This is a genomic window from Dokdonia sp. PRO95 (assembly GCF_000355805.1).
GTDB lineage: Bacteria > Bacteroidota > Bacteroidia > Flavobacteriales > Flavobacteriaceae > Dokdonia.
Genome location: NZ_CM001837.1, coordinates 3,041,726 through 3,059,394 on the forward strand (window position 1 = coordinate 3,041,726; position 17,669 = coordinate 3,059,394).

Annotated in this window: 23 protein-coding genes; 15 read left to right on the forward strand and 8 right to left on the reverse strand. The window is 37.3% G+C overall.

Translation table 11 applies throughout. From position 1 onward, the window contains the following. Window positions 1–21 precede the first annotated feature (21 nt). Window positions 22–1,269 (forward strand): peptidase T, encoded by a 1,248-nt coding sequence (pepT, locus tag D017_RS13660; RefSeq protein ID WP_035337251.1) that lies wholly within the window; start codon window positions 22–24, stop codon window positions 1,267–1,269. Between the two features lie 10 nt (window positions 1,270–1,279). Then, window positions 1,280–2,473, forward strand: a complete 1,194-nt coding sequence (locus D017_RS13665; RefSeq protein WP_035337252.1) for an LETM1-related biofilm-associated protein — start codon at window positions 1,280–1,282, stop codon at window positions 2,471–2,473. Here D017_RS13665 and D017_RS13670 read toward each other — a convergent pair. Genes D017_RS13670 through D017_RS13690 form a run of 5 tightly spaced genes read right to left on the reverse strand, consistent with a single transcriptional unit; the run spans window position 2,470 to window position 5,357 of the window. Next, entirely contained in the window at window positions 2,470–3,228 is a 759-nt protein-coding gene (locus D017_RS13670; RefSeq protein ID WP_035337255.1) for a LytTR family DNA-binding domain-containing protein, read from the reverse strand. The two genes, D017_RS13665 and D017_RS13670, sit on opposite strands and share 4 nt — an antisense overlap. Before the next feature lie 49 nt (window positions 3,229–3,277). Further along, on the reverse strand, window positions 3,278–4,414 hold the full coding sequence (locus D017_RS13675; protein WP_035337256.1) for an amidohydrolase family protein: 1,137 nt from the start codon (window positions 4,412–4,414) through the stop codon (window positions 3,278–3,280). Further along, window positions 4,411–4,755 carry a 2TM domain-containing protein gene (locus D017_RS13680; protein WP_035337261.1) on the reverse strand — a complete coding sequence of 115 codons (345 nt, stop codon included), beginning with the start codon at window positions 4,753–4,755 and terminating at the stop codon, window positions 4,411–4,413. The genes D017_RS13675 and D017_RS13680 overlap by 4 nt, the downstream gene beginning before the upstream one ends. Beyond that, on the reverse strand, window positions 4,755–5,066 hold the full coding sequence (locus D017_RS13685) for a 2TM domain-containing protein (RefSeq protein WP_035337263.1): 312 nt from the start codon (window positions 5,064–5,066) through the stop codon (window positions 4,755–4,757). Before D017_RS13685 ends, D017_RS13680 begins: the two co-directional genes overlap by 1 nt. A 6-nt stretch (window positions 5,067–5,072) precedes the next feature. Beyond that, a complete protein-coding gene (locus D017_RS13690) occupies window positions 5,073–5,357 on the reverse strand; it encodes a 2TM domain-containing protein (protein ID WP_225969309.1) in 285 nt (94 codons plus the stop codon). A gap of 159 nt (window positions 5,358–5,516) precedes the next feature. Here D017_RS13690 and D017_RS15295 point away from each other — a divergent pair, with 159 nt between their 5' ends. The 5 genes from D017_RS15295 (at window position 5,517) to D017_RS13710 (ending at window position 9,019) form a co-directional block, all read left to right on the forward strand. Next, window positions 5,517–5,681 carry a Lacal_2735 family protein gene (locus D017_RS15295; protein WP_035337265.1) on the forward strand — a complete coding sequence of 55 codons (165 nt, stop codon included), beginning with the start codon at window positions 5,517–5,519 and terminating at the stop codon, window positions 5,679–5,681. 82 nt (window positions 5,682–5,763) lie between these two features. Further along, a complete protein-coding gene (locus D017_RS15390; protein ID WP_160164977.1) occupies window positions 5,764–5,937 on the forward strand; it encodes a hypothetical protein in 174 nt (57 codons plus the stop codon). 58 nt (window positions 5,938–5,995) lie between these two features. Then, entirely contained in the window at window positions 5,996–7,900 is a 1,905-nt protein-coding gene (locus D017_RS13700; protein WP_035337266.1) for a DNA polymerase III subunit gamma/tau, read from the forward strand. Window positions 7,901–7,935: 35 nt separating this feature from the next. Beyond that, entirely contained in the window at window positions 7,936–8,517 is a 582-nt protein-coding gene (locus D017_RS13705; RefSeq protein ID WP_035338305.1) for a tRNA-(ms[2]io[6]A)-hydroxylase, read from the forward strand. Between the two features lie 37 nt (window positions 8,518–8,554). Then, window positions 8,555–9,019, forward strand: a complete 465-nt coding sequence (locus tag D017_RS13710) for a DUF6265 family protein (protein WP_035337267.1) — start codon at window positions 8,555–8,557, stop codon at window positions 9,017–9,019. Here D017_RS13710 and D017_RS13715 read toward each other — a convergent pair. The 3 genes from D017_RS13715 to D017_RS13725 all read right to left on the reverse strand — a co-directional run bounded on the left by D017_RS13715 (window position 9,016) and on the right by D017_RS13725 (window position 11,480). Beyond that, window positions 9,016–9,540 (reverse strand): TlpA disulfide reductase family protein, encoded by a 525-nt coding sequence (locus D017_RS13715; RefSeq protein WP_160164978.1) that lies wholly within the window; start codon window positions 9,538–9,540, stop codon window positions 9,016–9,018. The genes D017_RS13710 and D017_RS13715 overlap by 4 nt on opposite strands. A 114-nt stretch (window positions 9,541–9,654) precedes the next feature. Further along, entirely contained in the window at window positions 9,655–10,731 is a 1,077-nt protein-coding gene (locus tag D017_RS13720) for a hypothetical protein (protein ID WP_035338309.1), read from the reverse strand. A gap of 83 nt (window positions 10,732–10,814) precedes the next feature. Next, window positions 10,815–11,480 carry a Crp/Fnr family transcriptional regulator gene (locus tag D017_RS13725; protein ID WP_035337269.1) on the reverse strand — a complete coding sequence of 222 codons (666 nt, stop codon included), beginning with the start codon at window positions 11,478–11,480 and terminating at the stop codon, window positions 10,815–10,817. Window positions 11,481–11,947: 467 nt separating this feature from the next. On the opposite strand from D017_RS13725, the gene D017_RS13730 reads away from it, so the two are divergent. The 8 genes from D017_RS13730 (at window position 11,948) to D017_RS13765 (ending at window position 17,563) form a co-directional block, all read left to right on the forward strand. Beyond that, a complete protein-coding gene (locus D017_RS13730) occupies window positions 11,948–12,286 on the forward strand; it encodes a hypothetical protein (RefSeq protein ID WP_035337271.1) in 339 nt (112 codons plus the stop codon). Beyond that, window positions 12,277–12,669, forward strand: coding sequence for a hypothetical protein (locus D017_RS13735; RefSeq protein WP_035337272.1), 393 nt, complete (start codon window positions 12,277–12,279; stop codon window positions 12,667–12,669). Before D017_RS13730 ends, D017_RS13735 begins: the two co-directional genes overlap by 10 nt. After that, window positions 12,666–12,977: a hypothetical protein gene (locus tag D017_RS13740; protein ID WP_035337273.1), complete on the forward strand. Its 312-nt coding sequence runs from the start codon at window positions 12,666–12,668 to the stop codon at window positions 12,975–12,977. Before D017_RS13735 ends, D017_RS13740 begins: the two co-directional genes overlap by 4 nt. Window positions 12,978–13,176: 199 nt before the next feature. After that, window positions 13,177–14,280: a DUF262 domain-containing protein gene (locus tag D017_RS13745; protein WP_035337276.1), complete on the forward strand. Its 1,104-nt coding sequence runs from the start codon at window positions 13,177–13,179 to the stop codon at window positions 14,278–14,280. After that, window positions 14,280–14,777 (forward strand): hypothetical protein, encoded by a 498-nt coding sequence (locus D017_RS13750; RefSeq protein WP_051583923.1) that lies wholly within the window; start codon window positions 14,280–14,282, stop codon window positions 14,775–14,777. The genes D017_RS13745 and D017_RS13750 overlap by 1 nt, the downstream gene beginning before the upstream one ends. 150 nt (window positions 14,778–14,927) lie before the next feature. Then, window positions 14,928–15,938 carry a hypothetical protein gene (locus D017_RS13755; protein ID WP_035337284.1) on the forward strand — a complete coding sequence of 337 codons (1,011 nt, stop codon included), beginning with the start codon at window positions 14,928–14,930 and terminating at the stop codon, window positions 15,936–15,938. Window positions 15,939–16,022: 84 nt separating this feature from the next. After that, the gene (locus tag D017_RS13760) at window positions 16,023–16,574 is read left to right on the forward strand and encodes a hypothetical protein (RefSeq protein ID WP_152023908.1); all 552 of its coding nucleotides are present in this window, start codon (window positions 16,023–16,025) and stop codon (window positions 16,572–16,574) included. A 209-nt stretch (window positions 16,575–16,783) separates the two neighbouring features. Then, window positions 16,784–17,563, forward strand: coding sequence for a hypothetical protein (locus D017_RS13765; RefSeq protein WP_035337287.1), 780 nt, complete (start codon window positions 16,784–16,786; stop codon window positions 17,561–17,563). Window positions 17,564–17,669: the final 106 nt, after the last annotated feature.

Below are 17,669 nucleotides of genomic sequence, written 5' to 3' on the forward strand. Positions count from 1 at the left end.
GCGTACTCACAACCACCCATTATGATTGATAAAGACGCACTTCTTAAAAGATTTATAAGCTACGTAACTACCTATACCGAAAGTGACCCTAACAGTGATACCACGCCAAGTACTGAGTGCCAGTGGGATCTTGCGAGACAGCTCAAGGATGAACTAGAAGCAATGGGAATGAGTGAGGTGACTATAGATGAGCATGCGTATGTGATGGCGACACTGCCTAGCAATGTAGATCACGATGTGCCAGTTATTGGTTTCATATCGCACTTTGATACAACTCCAGATTTTACGGGGAAAGACGTAAAACCGCAGATTTGGGAGAATTATGATGGTGGAGATCTTGTTCTCAATAAGGAACAGAATATCGTGTTATCTCCAGAATACTTTGATGATTTAAAGCAGTATAAAGGGCAAACTATTGTAACTACTGATGGTACTACCCTACTAGGTGCAGATGACAAGGCGGGTATTACAGAGATTATGGAAGCAATGAAATACTTGCTTGAAAATCCTCAAGTAAAACACGGAAAAATACGCGTAGGCTTTACTCCTGATGAGGAAATAGGTCGTGGTGCACATAAATTTGATGTAGAAAAATTTGGTGCAGAATGGGCATATACGATGGATGGTAGCCAGATAGGCGAACTAGAATATGAGAATTTTAATGCTGCTGGAGCGGTGGTTACCATAGAGGGTAAAATTGTACACCCAGGCTACGCAAAAGGTAAAATGGTAAATAGTATGTACATCGCTACAGACTACATAAACAGCTTACCTAGACTAGAAACTCCAGAGCATACTTCTGATCGTGAGGGGTTCTTTCACTTATATGATATTAACGGTAGCGTTGACAATACTACATTAGAATATATCATAAGAGATCACGACAAAGGACACTTTGAAGCTCGTAAACAAATGATGAGTCAACTAGCAGATGAGCTTAATGCGCAGCTAGAAAAAGAAGTAGTGACTGTAGAGATTAAAGATCAGTACTTCAATATGCGGGAGAAAGTAGAGCCTGTAATGCACATTGTAGATATTGCAGAGGAAGCAATGAAATCATTAGACATAGAGCCACTTATTAAACCTATACGTGGAGGTACAGATGGATCACAACTCTCATTTATGGGGTTACCATGTCCTAACATATTTGCTGGAGGTCATAACTTCCATGGGAGATATGAGTATGTACCTGTGGAGAGTATGATGAAAGCTGTTGAGGTGATTGTAAAAATTACAGAAATCACAGCTCAAAAGAACGCTAGCAACTAGTTAATTACTTATGAATCCTTCTGCTACAGGCTGGATAAATAAACACTTCCCAAGGCTTCTTGACTACCTTGTTAAGAACCCTATGGATGAACGTGAATTTTATGACTCGCTACGAGCCAAGGGTTTTATTTATGGACACTCGCTAGACACCTTGCTGGATAGTGAATCCTCACAACTTAAGTGGACGGTACAAGAGAAGACAAAGATTAACCTCTTTGACGCACTTGCTTTTACGTATTACGACACGATTGCAAATCCTAGGCAAGAAGATTGCCTAGAGGCTATCGTTTCATTTTATAAACTGTTAGACAAAAAGGAACAGTACTTTATTAAAATCCCATTGGGTAATGAATCTGCTTCCTCTAAGGTGGAGAAGATTATCCATCAGCGGGTGCAGACTAATGAGTCTGCTCTGCAGAAGAGTTTTAGCCATCTTATCACTAATGCTTTAGTGTTTATAGACATCCTAAGTTTTGATCACTACCTCATTACCCAAGGTGATCCTTATGAGTATGCAAAAAACCTAGAGGCTGTTCTTACAGAATCTATATGGCTTGCATTGCAACAAAAAGAAAGTAAAGATGAATATAACAAGCTCCTTATAAAACTATTTGAAAGCTCTGTACGTTATAACGAACTCATAAAGCACACGCATACTGAAGTTTCTGAGATTAACCTCGGGATTATCACAGAACCCCTAGAGCAACAATACCTTCTAGATTTATGTAGTCTATCACTATGGGATGATGAGAAAATCGATAAGCATGAACGCGAATTCATAATGCAGTTCTGTACGATTATGGGACTTGATGAAAAAGGGTATCTAGATGCGGTACTTGCTGTAAAAACTTTCCTGACAGAACACGGCACAGAGATATCCTATCTTAAGTACAGCAATCCTATAAAGCATTTTTATAGTCAGACGACTTCTTCTGTGGGTAATCTTATATCACGCAATAGCAAACGTCTTGTGAGAGAAATAAGAGAGAGTCGTGACTTGGTAATTTTACTAGGTCAGTCTACTACCCGTGATTTATCTAAAGAAGAACGTAAACTAGTAAAGAAACAACTACTTGACATTTGTAAAAGCATACCGTCACTCGCTGTATTCTTACTTCCAGGAGGAGGATTACTACTTCCTATTCTCGTGCGATTAATTCCTACTATGCTCCCTAGTGCTTTTAATGAGAATCTTGAGGATTAGGCAATCCACGTTTTAAAGTCTTTTACACGCTCTCTGCTCACAATAATTTCTTGCTCATTCCACGTATTGAGCTTTATTTTTAGTCTTGAGTTTGTGTAGGCTATGATATCTGCTATGGCATTGATATTTACGTAAAATTTCCTGCTTACGCGAAAGAATGTCTCAGGCTCTAGATCGTTTTCGAGTAGCTCCAGCGTAGTATCAAGTAAATAATTACGTCCATCTACAGTACCTGCGTAGGTTCCTTTGTTTTCACTATAAAAACACTCAATCTCATCTATAGGAATCATTTTTATATGCTGTCCTATTTTTGTGGTAAAACGCTTTTTATATTCTCGCTCAACGGGCGTTGCACCTAGCAACTTTCGGATGTCTTCAAAGTTGAGTGACACGTCTTGCGACTTAGGCATGCGCTCCTTGTATTTGCTTACTGCTTTTTCTAAGTCTTCGTCGTCTATTGGTTTTAATAAATAATCTACGCTATTGAGTTTAAAAGCTTGTAGCGCATATTCATCAAACGCTGTTGTAAAAATAATAGCACTCTTCACCTCTACTTGATCAAAAATCTCAAAAGACAACCCATCTGAGAGTTGAATGTCTAGAAAAATCAAATCTGGGTGCGTATTTGTCTTAAACCAGGCCACAGCTTCCTTTACAGAATGCAGCATTTCATTTACAGTAACTCCTACTTCGGCAAGCATTCTATTAAGGCGTCTTGCAGATGGTTTTTCGTCTTCTATAATGAGTACGTTCATGAGTTGGTTGTTTGATGATTTTTTTGATGTACGTAAAAATACTAATTCTTTATTCTTGTGCGATAAGCACGCCTTCTTTCCAGATATTTGCTATCGAGTTTATGTTCATCACATCATCTACAGGAGATTTATCAAGCAATAACATATCTGCTTTAAATCCTGTTTTGATGTATCCCACGTTCTCTAAAGAAAACTTATCTGCCGGTAATGAGGTGGCACTCGCTAGCACTGCTTCTTTAGGTAATCCCGCTTTCGCGAAAAAAGCTAATTCCTTATACAAATCGCTACCTATATTAATATTGGCATTAGGTGGATCTGTACCTGCTAGTATCGGAATTCCTGCATCATATAGGCGTTTAACTTCCTTTAGGAGACGCGCTTCTATTTCGGCAGTTTCTTCAGGAGTTTTATTGTAGTACAGTGGCTGAATCAATACTGTGGTAAGTATGGTAGGTATCACAAAGAAGTTTGCATCTTCATTAAGTTGATCGAGCTGTGCTACTGTGAGAGGCGCATCATTATAAATATGTACAAGACCATCTGCACCGCTTGAGAGTGCATCAAAAGCATCTTGCGCTCGTGATACATGTACAACTGCTATTTTATCTGCCTTATTTGCTTCTTTAATAATAACCGCTACGGTTTCTTTATCAAGTGTAGCTTTCCAAGGTTCTACAATGATTTTTATATAATCAACTCCAGCAGCTACACGATCTGCTACCCATTGTTGCGCATCTTCTGGCCCCGAAAGTGTGGGAATAGGAAAACCGTATTGTGTACCGTGACCGCCTTCTGTAGTGGCTGCATATCCTGCGCGATACAATCTAGCATTGCCAGGCGTATCACGTAGATTAATCATTCCCTCTTGCATAGGTTCCATGCCGTGCATGTCTAGCAAATTGAGAACACCTGCTTGGGCTGCTTCTTGTAGTTGTGGTGCTGCCCATGTATGTACATGTGAGTTAGTAAGAGCTGGCATTAAGAACTTCCCAGTGCCGTCTATGGTAGTCTGTGCAGTAAGTGGGTTTGAAGACACCTCACTGATGATTCCGTTTTCTACTTTTACAAATTGATTTGCTAAGATTTCGGTGCCATTAAATAAGGTTACATGTTCTACCACAAAACTTTGTTGCGCGCTCACTGAGTAGAAGCTCACGAATAGTAAGATAAATAGCGTACGTATCATGAATTCCTGTTTTCGCGAAAGCGGTTTGAAAACTCCTCTTCCTCTTGATTCATAAACTCTTGAATCTTGCGATCTTCCCACTTTTTTATAAATGTTAAAAATCGAAAGCCTTTAAAAACATATATCCAATGCACTAGCAGCGATAATCCCCAGAAAAAAGGTGTTGTATATCGTACCCACCACGGGGCATTACCCAGCACATCGAAGTTAAAAAACATGCCCGAATAGAATAATTGCAGGAGGATATTAATCACAATATAAACCGTGAGGTGTCTATAAAAACCTTTTTCTTCTTCTACGCGTTTTTTTGCGCGTTCATATTTACTATTATTTGATTCCATTAGTTCTTAAATAATGTATTAGACTGTGATTCTTGTTCTTCTTTTTTTAAGTGTTCTTCTATTTTCCTTTTCTCCCAACCTTTGCCTAAAAAAAAGTTGACACCGTATAGTTTAATTGCTTCAATAACGATACCCAGTAAAGAGAAGCCTATTACCCACAATATCCAAGGATTGCGAAATTCATTAACGTAGTAGTTTATGGCTGCTACCACTGCCGAGACAATGATTGCATTGACAATCTTACCATAAAATTTTCTAACACGTTGCACATGTTCTGTAGCTCTTTGATACTTTTCTTTCTGTGTTTCCATGTTATCTTATTTAAAGTCCTCTTTACGAATGTACTCATCTATCTTACGTTTTTCCCAATCTTTTGAGAAGAAAGGATTCCACCCGAAGGTCTTTGCAGCATGACTAAGTATCCCGATTCCCCAACCTGCGATAGGAAAAATAGCCCAGAAAAAACCTGTGGTATAAAAATTTAATACTAAGAAAAAGCATACAAAGATGAGGTATGTCCCTAGGTGTGTATAAAACTCTTTAAGCTCGCTTACTCTTGCTCTTGCTCTATCGTACTTTGTGTTTTCTGTTGTTGTGTTCATAATGTTTGTTTTTTTGTTTGATGGTGTAAATATCATATCAAAGCTTCTTTTTTTAAAGTAGTACTTACCGAAGTGTAGAAATTCATTACTGAATTGTAAAACTGTCATAAACTCATTGAAATCACCTCTTATAAACCGTATCTTTATGTAAAAAAAGTTATGTTCGGATTATTTAAAAAGAAAAGCGAAGTAGAAAAACTTCAGGAAAAACACAAACAGATATTAGAAAAGGCGTTCCAACTATCTAAAACTGATAGAAGTGCTAGCGATAGTTTATATGCAGAAGCTGCAGAGATTGAAAAGCAAATATCGCAGCATTCGTAATTTTGTGCATTTATTATTGTGAAATCGTTAAGTAATTGTAAAAAAAATTATATTTTACAACTGCAAACAAAAACACTCTAGTATGAAATCCCTATTCTACTCATCGCCAAAACTGAGGCGATTAATGGCGTATCGAAGGAAAGCCATGTGCAACGCAAAAAAATGGAGCAATAAAGATGAAATGGCTAGTCACAGCTACCAGATTATGGTGCATGTAATTGACCAGAAGCTCTCTGCACTTACTGTTAATAAATAAGCAATAAAGAGTCCATACTCACTAGCATAATATTACGTACCCCTTTATATTTGTGAGTATGGAACCTTTTATAGTATCTGCCCGAAAATACCGTCCCACCACTTTTAAAGATGTTGTTGGGCAACAGGCTATTACTAACACTTTAGAAAACGCAATACGCAACAACCACCTCGCTCAGGCGCTACTTTTTTGTGGTCCTCGTGGTGTGGGTAAGACGTCTTGTGCACGTATTCTTGCAAAGCAAATCAATACTGACGAGAACACAAGTCCAGATGAGGACTTTGCTTTTAACGTATTTGAGCTTGATGCAGCGTCAAACAACTCTGTAGATGATATACGTAGTCTTATAGATCAAGTACGCATCCCGCCACAGGTAGGAAAGTACAAGGTGTATATTATTGATGAGGTGCACATGCTCTCTGCTGCGGCCTTTAATGCGTTTCTTAAAACACTAGAAGAACCTCCTAAGCACGCTATTTTTATACTAGCGACTACAGAAAAACACAAAATCATCCCTACGATACTTTCTCGTTGTCAGATTTTTGACTTCAAGCGTATTACCGTAACAGATGCTCGCAAGCACCTTGTACAGATTGCGCAAGAAGAAGGTATTGAAGCAGATGAAGAAGCATTACATATCATTGCTCAAAAAGCAGATGGTGCGATGCGTGATGCTTTATCCATTTTTGACCGCGTAGTGAGTTTTAGTGGTAAAACGCTTTCGCGAAAAGCAGTGACAGAGAACTTAAATGTTCTTGACTACGATACCTATTTCACCACCACAGATTATTTACTTGCAAACGATATACCACAGGTACTCGTACAGTATAATGATATCTTGTCACGTGGTTTTGATGGACATCACTACATTGCTGGTCTAGCTTCTCATTTTAGAGACTTAATGGTTTGTAAAAATCCGCCGACGATTCATTTATTAGAAGTGGGCGATACAACTAAGAAGAAATACTACGAGCAATCACAAAAAACCGATATGGCTTTCTTAATGGAAGCTATCAATATTGCAAATGATTGTGATCTTAAATTTAGAACCAGCCGTAACCAGCGACTGCTAGTAGAACTTTGCCTCATGCAACTTGCCTCTATCACTTTTGATGGAGAAAAAAAAAATGACGGTCCGTTCTTAGTACCACCTTCTTATTATAAAGTAGATCATACACCGACTGGCGCAGCGCCACAAGCGCAAACGGCAGTTGTATCAAATAACACTTCAGCTACACAAGCACCAAGTGCTACAAATGCAGCAGCAGTAGCAGCAGCTGTTACGCAAACGCCGAGTACTCCTACTCCGCCGCCTACTGTACAGCAAAGTGTACCTGTACAAGAAAATACTGTTGCACCAAATACAAGTGCTCCACAAGCAACGCAAGCTCAAACGCAAAATGCAGCTCCTGCACAGAACACAGCAGCAACACCGCAAGCTGCTCCTGTAACGCCTCAAGCCTCACCTACTACTCCTAGCGTACCAGAATTATCATTGCGCAAGGATCGTGTGTCTGGGTTGTCACTTAAAGGATTACAGCGCAAAAAGGAGCTAGAGCTAAAGAAAGCTGACAAAAAAGTAGATGTAGAAAATCTACCTACAGAGCCATTTACAGAAATTGCAATGCAAGCTGCTTGGGCAGAGTATGTAAAACGTCTTCTTGCCAAAGGAGAACGTATTATCGCCTCTAACCTAGAAGCAGATCAGCCGACATTGAATGGGACTACCATTGAATTAGAGTATCCTAACGAGACGATGAAAATTGAAGTAGAACGTGCTCAAGGGCCGCTACTTGAATTTTTAAAACGTAGTCTCAACAATTATGATATTACTTTAGGAATTACGGTAAATGAAGAAGTACAGCGCAAATATGCCTATACTGCTCAAGAACGATATGATAAACTACGAGAACACAATCCTGCGCTAGATATCCTCAGGAAAACATTTGATCTCGACCTATAAAAAAACACGCTATGGAAAATAAAGAAGCTATCCAGATGCTCCACCTTAAATTACCTACAGATCCTCGCTGGGTAAATATTGTAGAAAAAAACATAGAAGAAATACTTACAGATCACGCCTACTGCGAGCAGAAAGCTGCTTCTAGTGCGATTTCCTTTATCATAGGTTTTCCAGAATACTCAGAGCTTGTTGCTGCGATGAGTGATCTTGCCATGGAAGAAATGAGCCACTTTAAAATGGTGCATGATATCATGATAGAAAGAGGATTACACCTAGGTCGTGAGCGCAAGGATGCCTACGTGCACAAGCTACGTTTCTTTTTCCCAAAAGGAGGATCAAGAGTAGAGAGCTTAGTCAACCGTTTGCTGGTTGCGGCGCTTATTGAAGGTAGAAGCTGTGAGCGTTTCCGCTTACTGTCTGAGGAGCTTGAAGATAAAAAGCTTGCTAAGTTTTATCGCAAACTCATGATAAGCGAGGCTGGACACTATACGATGTTCTTAAACTTTGCACGCCAGTATGGAGACAGAGCAAAAGTAGATGCGAAGTGGCAAGAGCTACTAGATTTTGAAAAGCAAGTAATGAAGGATCTAAGTGTTACAGAAACCATACACGGATAATATTTCCACTAGTTTTCTCAACTAAACATAAGCTTATATGCGCATACATATTCTTATCATTTCTTGTCTAGTAGTGAGCTGTATCGCTTGTAAGGAGAAAGCACCCGTACAAAAACCAACCACACCTTTTGATTATCTACTAGGAGACTGGGAGCGAACTAATAGTAAAGGCGGTAGTGAGACCTTTGAACACTGGAAAACGGTTACGGCTACAGAGCTACGAGGTCATGGTTACACCTTAGAAGACGAGGACACCGTTTTTAACGAGCGCATGCGACTTGTACAAAAGAAAAACGAGTGGCAACTGCAAATAAGTGGGCCAAATGAAACGCCAACCGTTTTTAAAATCACTGAGAATGATGGCAAGTCATTTACGGCTGTAAATCCTGAAAATGAGTTTCCTAAGGTGATTAGGTATTCTTACTTTGATGATGTGCTTACGGCAACTATCTCCTCAGAGGAAATGGAAATTCCGTTTATATTCTGGCGGATAGAAGATTAACCTTCGGTGAGGAGTTTATCTATGATGGTTCTTATGCTATCGCTATTCCAGTCTGAGGCGCCTGTTTCTTTTACCACTATATTTCCTTCCTGATCGATGATGTAACTCGTAGGTATCGAGCGTTCAAAAAGTAACTCCGGTGTTTCCATCGCAGGTAAAACTGCTGGGAGGTCTAGTTCTCTTTTAGTCATAAACTTTTTGACTACTTCAGGATCTTCGTTTGTGATGAGCAAGAACGTAATCTTATCTCCATAATCTGCATGCAGTTCAGCTATAGATGGTAGTTCGGCAATACACGGAGGGCACCATGTTGCCCAGTAACTTATAAAAGTGACTTTGCCCTTCCCTACGCCTACTTCGGCTGGGATTCCTTCTAGCGAGCTTACTTTATAATCAAAAGACTGGAGTTGAGTTTGGTCCTTTTTCGCGAAAGCGGACGGAGAAAATATCGCCACCTTCACCTTATTTATTGCCACCTGAATAGGAGTCCGCGTCTGCGGAATAATAAGCAGGAGAATCACAATGATGAACAATATATTTTGCCAACTAAATCTTTTTTTCTGAGCCATAGGGAATAAAAAAATGCGTGTGTACGATGAGTCGTACACACGCATTAAACTTACGTTTTTTTATACTTAATTACGAGTAACCGTCACAGGTTCTGATAAGTCAAAACAACCGCTTAGGTCATTTGCATTTGCACCCACCATAAGACCGGTAAGTCCTTCCTCATAACGCAGGTACCAGATAAGGCAAACGCCCGTTCCAGCATCATCAAAGTTTACGCCCTCTACCGCAGCCAGTGTAGGTGGTAATCCCAGGATCTCTCCAGTATCTGTAGTGATCACCCAGCTATTTAAAGCGCCTACGCTCTCTCCCGTAAGACCTAGCCCGCTTACCATATCTGGTGTGCCGTCTACGGTAAAGGTAAAAGGACCTCCAGTAATTTCGGCAGCGATTGCCTCGTTACGTACTACTTCTACAGGTTCAGATAGATCAAAAACTCCCGTAAGGTCATTTGCATTTGCTCCCACTTCTAGCCCTTCTAGTCCTGGCTCATAGCGTAGGTACCAGATAAGGCAGATTCCTGCTCCTGCATCGTCAAAGTTTACACCTTGCACCGCATCTAGCGTAGGTGGTAATCCTAAAATTTCGCCAGTGTCTGTGGTAATCACCCAGCTTCTCTCAGATCCTACAGAATCACCCATAAGTGATAAACCGCTTACCATATCTGGCGTACCGTCTACACAAAACTCAAAAGGCCCTCCCACGATTTCGGCAGCAAGTGGTCCCGCGTTGCGGTTTACGACAAGAAAGTTAGAGAGCTCAAAATCTCCTGCAAAGTCATCAAGATTTTCGCCCGTTGTTAGTCCGCTCAAGCCATCTTGATACGCAAGGTGATAGATGTAACAGGCACCCACACCAGCATCGTCAAAGTTTACACCCTCCAGCGCCTCCAGCGTAGGTGGGATTCCTAAGATGTTTTTAGAGTCATCTGTCACTACAAAAGTAGTCACATCTCCCGCTAGTTCGCCAGTGAGTGTCACGCCCGTTACCATATCTGGCGCTCCATCTACAAAGAAGGTAAAAGGACCTCCTGCTAGCGTGCCAGCTTCTGGTGTGATTGCGTTTGTGGTGGTATCGTCGTCAGAGTCACACGATACAAGGATAGCTCCTAGAGCGAAGCATCCCATTAATAGTTGCTTTTTCATTATTGATAGTTTTTTTTATTTAATAGTGTAAAACTAAAACCATCAAGATTGCTTAAATGTAAGCTAGCTTACATTTGGTGATTTTATGCCACTTTTATGCGAATTTCATTGCGAGAAAATTCTAAAAACTGCGTTGCCTTGAGCTCGTTCATAATCGCATTAAGCGTAGGTCTTGAGGTGCCTATGAGACTTGCGATATCTTTTTGAGTGTATGGATGTTTAATCACGGTATCACCCGTATTTGGGCAGCAGTAGCCATAATCTTCGGCTAGTTCTGTCATAAATTCCTTTACACGTGTGGTTGCATCTTTAAAGAGTAGCAAGTCTAGACGGCGCTCTAACTTTTTAAACCTGATCCCGAGAAATTTATACACCTTAAGACTAAAGCTGTGGTTATTGCGCATTAACTCCTGCATCTGGCACACCGGCACGGGGCATACCGAGGTTTTTGCATCTATAGACTGTGCAAACTCACTGCGCGACTCCTCCCCTAGTATCGCCTTCTCGCCAAAGAGTTCGCCCTTAGTAAGTATCGCCCGCACCACCTCCTTACCATCCTCTGCATAGTAACCCAGCTTTACCTTACCCTTCTCTATCAAGTACACCTTATTTGCCGCATCCTCCTCAAAGTAAATAAAGTCCTGCTTCCCGTATTGCGAGAAGTTATGCCGCTTTCTATAATGCTTTGTTTTATGGGGACACAACACGCTAAAAACATTTACATCTTCAAGAAACCAGATTTTTGACATAGCGCGTGTAGGATTTAATTGTTACACATCTGTCGGCAGCCGCTCTGTAACCTTACAGCCAGTAGGCGTTTATAGCATTGTGGGTGTAGTACGCTTACGCGAAAATGTCTCGCGTTATATCCATATGCTTTTATGAGCAATGTGTTTAGTGGGTGGTTGTTTTTAGTGACTGCTCGCGAAAAACTGATATCCTTTTTGAAGTAAAGTGACTTATTTTCAATTATTTCGCTATAAATGAGGATTACCGTATGGCAGTTTGGATTTGAGGTGGTAGATTAGTGGTTTGCTTGTAGGTATTGATTCTTTACAGCAATAAATGGCAATCTTAAATAATATTTTATCAACTGATATTCATTGGTTTGTGGTTGGGGTTTTGGTAGATTGCTTATGTATTCAAGTTGTGCTTAATGTTAGAGAAACATCGTTACAAACGTTAAAATTTATTACATTTAAAAAAATAAAAACTTATGGCAGTAAAAGTTGAGACAGTTGATATTCTGAAAAAATATTTTGAAGGAGTTACCAAACGAGCCAATCATCACGCACCAAACGTAAATGATGTAATTTATGGTTTACTCGGAGTGATAATTCTAAAAAAAGACGATGGCACACACATAGAAGTTCGTGGTAGCGACGATGATAAAACTGGAAATATACTTTGGGTAACTATAGGTGGTATACGATACGCTTTTAGATATGAGCATTCAGATGGAACAATAGAAATAAGAAGAGACACATACAAAGGTCCTTTGGTTTTAAAAATTGATAATTCAACAACTCTTCAACAAGTTATTAATTGCTTTTAGATAAAATGGAGTGGGCTAAAGTTTTCAATCAAGTATCTTCAATAAAAGTCAAAAGTGTAACTGACTCTTTGTTCAAATTTGGAACGTTTGGATTAATCATTGGAGTTGTTTCAGCAATTTTCTCTGACAAAGACTGGGTTGTAATCGTAGTCTTTTCTTTTTCAGCTTTATTTTATCTTATTGGTCTGTTTTTCTACTGTTTTTTTGCATTAAAAAAACCAGATTATCTTAGAAGTGAAGAATATCAAACTCAAAAACAAGCATTGGAATTGTTGGGCGACAACGAAAGAGCTCATAATCAAAATCTATCACACCTTCACCTAATAACAAACCCAAATGCACCAAAAAATGACAACAATAGCGAAAATCCGTTAACAGAATGAATTGGGATAAATTTTATATAATCACTTTGGACAATGATGGAATTCCCAGCTCATTTAATAAAAAAGTATTTCATAATCAACTGACTAAAACAAATGGAGTTATAGCGTGGTGGCATTATTTGGAATCCACCTACATTATTAAAGTTGGATATTCTGTGAATGCTGCTCATATTGCTGAGTTAATGAAAGAAATTGCACCAAGTAAAAAGTTTTTCACATCGGAAATAAAATTTAATGATTTTAATGGTTGGCTACCTAACGAAGCTTATGAATGGATACGCGAAAACACTAAGCACAACAACGTATAAAAACAATAGGGCAATTGTAGCAAAACCGAATGGCTTGGGTGCATTTACGAGGTCGCCAAATTTTTAAATTTGGCTTATTTACAAGAAAAAATAATAAGAAAAATTTAAAAATTGGGCTTGTGGCTCAACCGAATGGATAGCGTGCAAATCCGCCCTACTGTTCTTATAGACAACCGTTGTGCGTCATTAAAAAAAAACTATGTCTGAAAATATAAATATTGACCAAGAATTAGAGAACTTAGAAGAATCTCAAGAGAATCAGGATGACTATAATGAAAACCCACCTAATGATATTGTTGCATATAATGAACTTAGGTCTTGTGCCGATTTATTAAGAATGTACCTAGAGAACCAACTTGAAATTCAACCAGATTTTCAGCGAGATGTAGTTTGGAACAAGGCTATGCAAACTAGATTAATTGATTCTTTAGTTAAACAATTACCTATTCCAAGTTTGTGTTTAAGTCTTGATTATAAAACACAAGAAAGATTTGTAATTGACGGTCTTCAAAGAATAGCAACTGTCGTCAATTTTTTAAATGTCAAATCAGAAGATGAATGGAAATTAGCAAGACTGGACGATATTGACGAGAGAATATCCGGCAAAACTAATTTAACAATAAAGAAAAAATACCCTGAACTTTTCAGTAAAATCCAAAATACTGTTTTACCGATTACAGTATTGAGGTGTGACTATTCTAAAAAAAGCCATATGAATTATTTGTTTACAATTTTTCATAGACTAAATACTGGTGGCAGTAAATTGACAAATCAAGAAATTAGAAATTGTATTTATAATGGCACTTTAAATAATTTTTTAAAGAATATAGTCAGCAGAGAAAACTTTATAAATCTATTTGACATAAAAGCCAATAAGGTTTATCGCTTTTCTAATGAAGAATTAGTATTAAGATTTATTTCTTTTCACACAAAATATGAGGATTACAATGGTCGTTTAGCAAAATTTTTAAATGACTTTATGGAGGATAATAAAAATGCCAATGATGAATTTATCGTAAATTTAGTTGACATTACAACTAGAACAATTAATCTATTATATGAAACAATATTAAATAACGAACCCTTACCAAGACTAAGTAAAGCAACTACAGAAGCAATACTTGTTGGCATTTCAAGAAATATTGCAACATTAGAAAACAAAAATGCTGCAGAATTACATAATCTATATATGGCATTGAGAAATGATGAATTATTTTCTGTAGAGAGCTTAAAAGAGGGCTTAGCTCAAAAGGATAGAGTAATTGATAGATTAACAAGAGCAATAGAAATTTTCTCAGCATAATGATAGCAAAATCATATATTAAGTCGACTTTAATAGAGTTAGACAAATTATACAATTCTGCATCTAGTCAAAAAAAAGCTATCTATTTTTCAAAACTTGCAGTAATTGAGTTATGCGGTTGGATTGAAGAAACTTTAGATGATATAATTATTAAACACGGTAATCGAAATCTTAAAAGTGCTGACAATAAGAACTATTGTAAAAATAAAATTGTAAATCCTAATTATGGATTTCAATATAATAATAACATTCGACCAATGTTAATAAGCCTACTGGGATTAATTCAGGTTGAGAAATTGGAACTAGAACTTGAAAAAACAGCTCAAATAACTCTCTTAAAAAGTAATCTAGGAAACTTAAAAAGCACAAGAAATGAAGCTGCCCATACTCATTTGAAAGGTGTTACTAGAATTTACAATGCACCTTCTAGGACACTTGGAGATTTTAATAGAATATCAACGATTTTAGAAAAAATAGATAGTGAACTAAGGAAATAACTATGCACAACATTGTGTGTAATTCAGTGCTAGTTATAGCCTACTTACGAAAGTCCTCGCGGACTTTCTATCTGTGATTTATTTACTCACTTTAGTTCTGAAACACGCAACAAATCATATACAATCACGTTACCCACCATTTGAAAAAAATTGAGAACTAAAAATCCAAAAATTGCTAAACTTATTACAGATTGTGCAAAAACTGCTAAATCACAATCTAATAAGTGTATGCATCCAAATTGTAACGACAAAGCAATAAATTCTCATATTATGCAAAAGAATGGTATACTATCTTCAATTGCTGATAAAAATCATTTGTGGGAGTTATCTGTCGACCATTTTAAAGAGGAATACATTGGTTTCAAAAAGACTGGAATAAATAAAATTTACACCTTTACTGGATTTTGCAATAATCACGATACCTCAATTTTCAGCAAAATAGAAACTGAAGGGGAAATTGATTTTGAAGATTATGAATCCTGTTTATTATTTGCACTTCGAACAGCGTATAACGAAATCTGGGTTAAAGAAGTTGTTATAAAATTGCAAGAATGTTTGTTGTTAAATACGGAAATCGAAATTAATGAGAATGTTTTACAAAAAACTATTAAGCAAAACAGATTAGCATTAAAGGATATGGAATTTTATACAACTTCAATGTGGGAAGATTTGAATAGCCAATCTGAATCATTTGTATTTGAATTTCGTGAGATGGAATATCAAGAAATTTGCTTAAACTCGATTTATACTTATGATACTTCAAAAGAAATAATGGAGTATCAATATAAATATGGAAAGGATATGGAAAGACCAGCCGAGATTTTTATTTCGTTCTTTCCCTATGCATTTAAATCAATTTTATTAATGGGCTATCATAAAGATGATACTTCAAAAGTTAAGTCATTTGTAAATTTGTTTTTTAAAGAAAACAAAAAACGTACGAATAGAAGGTTATCAAGTTTAATTTCTTTCAATTGTGAAACTTGGGTTTGTTCACCAGCATTTTATGAGCAAAAATTTAAAGGTTTGGACTCTGAATTTTTTAAAGCAATGCAATTTTCAGGAAGAAATGGTAACGAGAGAAAAACATTTGATGTTGATTTTTTTAAGCCTGACTTTAGAAGTAAATTCAAAACATTCATCGAAAAAAACGGTGGCTAACAAAGAACTGATTTAAAAAACAAGCCTACTTCTACCCTTCCATCCTCTATAAAACCATCACTAATCAACCTTAAACCCATCCTCTTGAGAATCTTCTTTGTTATTTTATCGGTGTTCTTGGTGTCTCTTTCTTGTAAGAATGAAAAACAGCTTGCTCCTATCTTAGCACTGACTCATCAGGAAAACAATGGAATACGATGCACAGATAATGGATGTAGTGGTTCATACACCGGAGCAGAGTTTATAAACGGACATGATATTGCGCATCAATTTTCTAACACCATGAGTAATGCCGTAGGCAAGAGGCTAAAAGAACTCTATCGTGAAGAAAAATATAGAAAAGTAGATTTTTCCTCCATTACCATGAGCACCCAAGGAATGGGAAGCGGTAAAGTCGTTTACATGCTTGTGATACCTTTTACTGCTGTTAATGAGCCATGCGATGCTTATACTTCTTTTGATCACGTAGGAGGCTGGAATCACAAACCTGCATTAGCTAGAAGAAAAAAAGAACTTGAAGGAGTGACTATGACAGGTCATAAATTAGCGATAAGTAAACTAATAACAACACCTGAGGGATTACAAGAATATTGGATCCAATGGAAAAATAAAACAACGCAAGCAGATTGCGAATAGGGAATTGAGTTAAAGAGTGAGATTATTTCATTGTTTCTCAGCAGATGCCTACATCTACATTCCTACCTGGCCTTAAGGTTTTCCGGATTTTGTTTTGCTATCTGCCTTATTTAGGAGGTAATTTTATAATTTGCGCTCGGTAAGGCTTATACGAGACTTTACTATCACCAAACAACTAAGAAACCATTCATTACAATCAAAAATTAATCATGAAAAAATTATTGTTTTTAGTACTCATTAGCTTGGCTTTTGTAGCATGTTCATCAGATGATAGTCCTACAATCTTAGAAGAAGAAACTAATGCTTCACTTAAGCTTTACAAAAGAACAAACAGTTATTACGATGGGGTATTATCTTCAACTCAAGAAGTATTTTACAATAGTGAAAACAAGATTGAATCTGTCACCTTAAATGAGGTTGATTATTTAAATAGAACTTTTACAGTTAATTACACCAATGGCAACGTAAGCGGAATTACTAGTTACACAGATGTAATTAATCCAAATGGAATAGATGAAACCATTAACTACAATGACATAACGCTAACCAATAATACCATAATTCTTATCTCTGATGCCTCAGATAGAACCTTAGAAATTGAATTTTCTAACGGCTATGTAAACTCGACAAAGTTCTACCCAACGTCAATGCCAAGTAGCCTCTTCGAACAAATATTTACTCGTAATTCAAACAACCAACTTATTTCTAATACAACTGGTTTTGATAGTTTTGAATATTCAGATTTTGATGCTGACAAACAATTGGATCCGTATGGAAGCGTCATGGAATATGAACACAGTACATTCTTTATGATATTTGGTCTTGAGGTATCGAGAGATAATCCTTTGACCGCCACTTACAATGGAAACAATGGAGAAACTTATAGTAATTTTTTAGAATATGACGAACAAGGTTACGTCACAAAAGTGAGTTATGATTCATCAAACTCAAATTCAAACTATTCTGAACACCAATATATTACAGAATAAGCGGGTTCTAACCTTTGTAAGATGAGTAATAGACTTTCTGAAAATAAGATGCATTTTAATTAGAGAGTAATTTTATAATTTGCATCTCAATAGCCATTAAATACAC

Excerpts from the sequence above, each read along its gene's own strand:
- pepT (WP_035337251.1), top strand. The coding sequence starts at position 22 with ATGATTGATAAAGACGCACTTCTTAAAAGATTTATAAGCTACGTAACT.
- D017_RS13665 (WP_035337252.1), top strand. The coding sequence starts at position 1,280 with ATGAATCCTTCTGCTACAGGCTGGATAAATAAACACTTCCCAAGGCTT.
- D017_RS13670 (WP_035337255.1), bottom strand. The coding sequence starts at position 3,228 with ATGAACGTACTCATTATAGAAGACGAAAAACCATCTGCAAGACGCCTT.
- D017_RS13675 (WP_035337256.1), bottom strand. The coding sequence starts at position 4,414 with ATGATACGTACGCTATTTATCTTACTATTCGTGAGCTTCTACTCAGTG.
- D017_RS13680 (WP_035337261.1), bottom strand. The coding sequence starts at position 4,755 with ATGGAATCAAATAATAGTAAATATGAACGCGCAAAAAAACGCGTAGAA.
- D017_RS13685 (WP_035337263.1), bottom strand. The coding sequence starts at position 5,066 with ATGGAAACACAGAAAGAAAAGTATCAAAGAGCTACAGAACATGTGCAA.
- D017_RS13690 (WP_225969309.1), bottom strand. The coding sequence starts at position 5,357 with ATGAACACAACAACAGAAAACACAAAGTACGATAGAGCAAGAGCAAGA.
- D017_RS15295 (WP_035337265.1), top strand. The coding sequence starts at position 5,517 with ATGTTCGGATTATTTAAAAAGAAAAGCGAAGTAGAAAAACTTCAGGAA.
- D017_RS15390 (WP_160164977.1), top strand. The coding sequence starts at position 5,764 with ATGAAATCCCTATTCTACTCATCGCCAAAACTGAGGCGATTAATGGCG.
- D017_RS13700 (WP_035337266.1), top strand. The coding sequence starts at position 5,996 with ATGGAACCTTTTATAGTATCTGCCCGAAAATACCGTCCCACCACTTTT.
- D017_RS13705 (WP_035338305.1), top strand. The coding sequence starts at position 7,936 with ATGCTCCACCTTAAATTACCTACAGATCCTCGCTGGGTAAATATTGTA.
- D017_RS13710 (WP_035337267.1), top strand. The coding sequence starts at position 8,555 with ATGCGCATACATATTCTTATCATTTCTTGTCTAGTAGTGAGCTGTATC.
- D017_RS13720 (WP_035338309.1), bottom strand. The coding sequence starts at position 10,731 with ATGAAAAAGCAACTATTAATGGGATGCTTCGCTCTAGGAGCTATCCTT.
- D017_RS13725 (WP_035337269.1), bottom strand. The coding sequence starts at position 11,480 with ATGTCAAAAATCTGGTTTCTTGAAGATGTAAATGTTTTTAGCGTGTTG.
- D017_RS13730 (WP_035337271.1), top strand. The coding sequence starts at position 11,948 with ATGGCAGTAAAAGTTGAGACAGTTGATATTCTGAAAAAATATTTTGAA.
- D017_RS13740 (WP_035337273.1), top strand. The coding sequence starts at position 12,666 with ATGAATTGGGATAAATTTTATATAATCACTTTGGACAATGATGGAATT.
- D017_RS13745 (WP_035337276.1), top strand. The coding sequence starts at position 13,177 with ATGTCTGAAAATATAAATATTGACCAAGAATTAGAGAACTTAGAAGAA.
- D017_RS13750 (WP_051583923.1), top strand. The coding sequence starts at position 14,280 with ATGATAGCAAAATCATATATTAAGTCGACTTTAATAGAGTTAGACAAA.
- D017_RS13765 (WP_035337287.1), top strand. The coding sequence starts at position 16,784 with ATGAAAAAATTATTGTTTTTAGTACTCATTAGCTTGGCTTTTGTAGCA.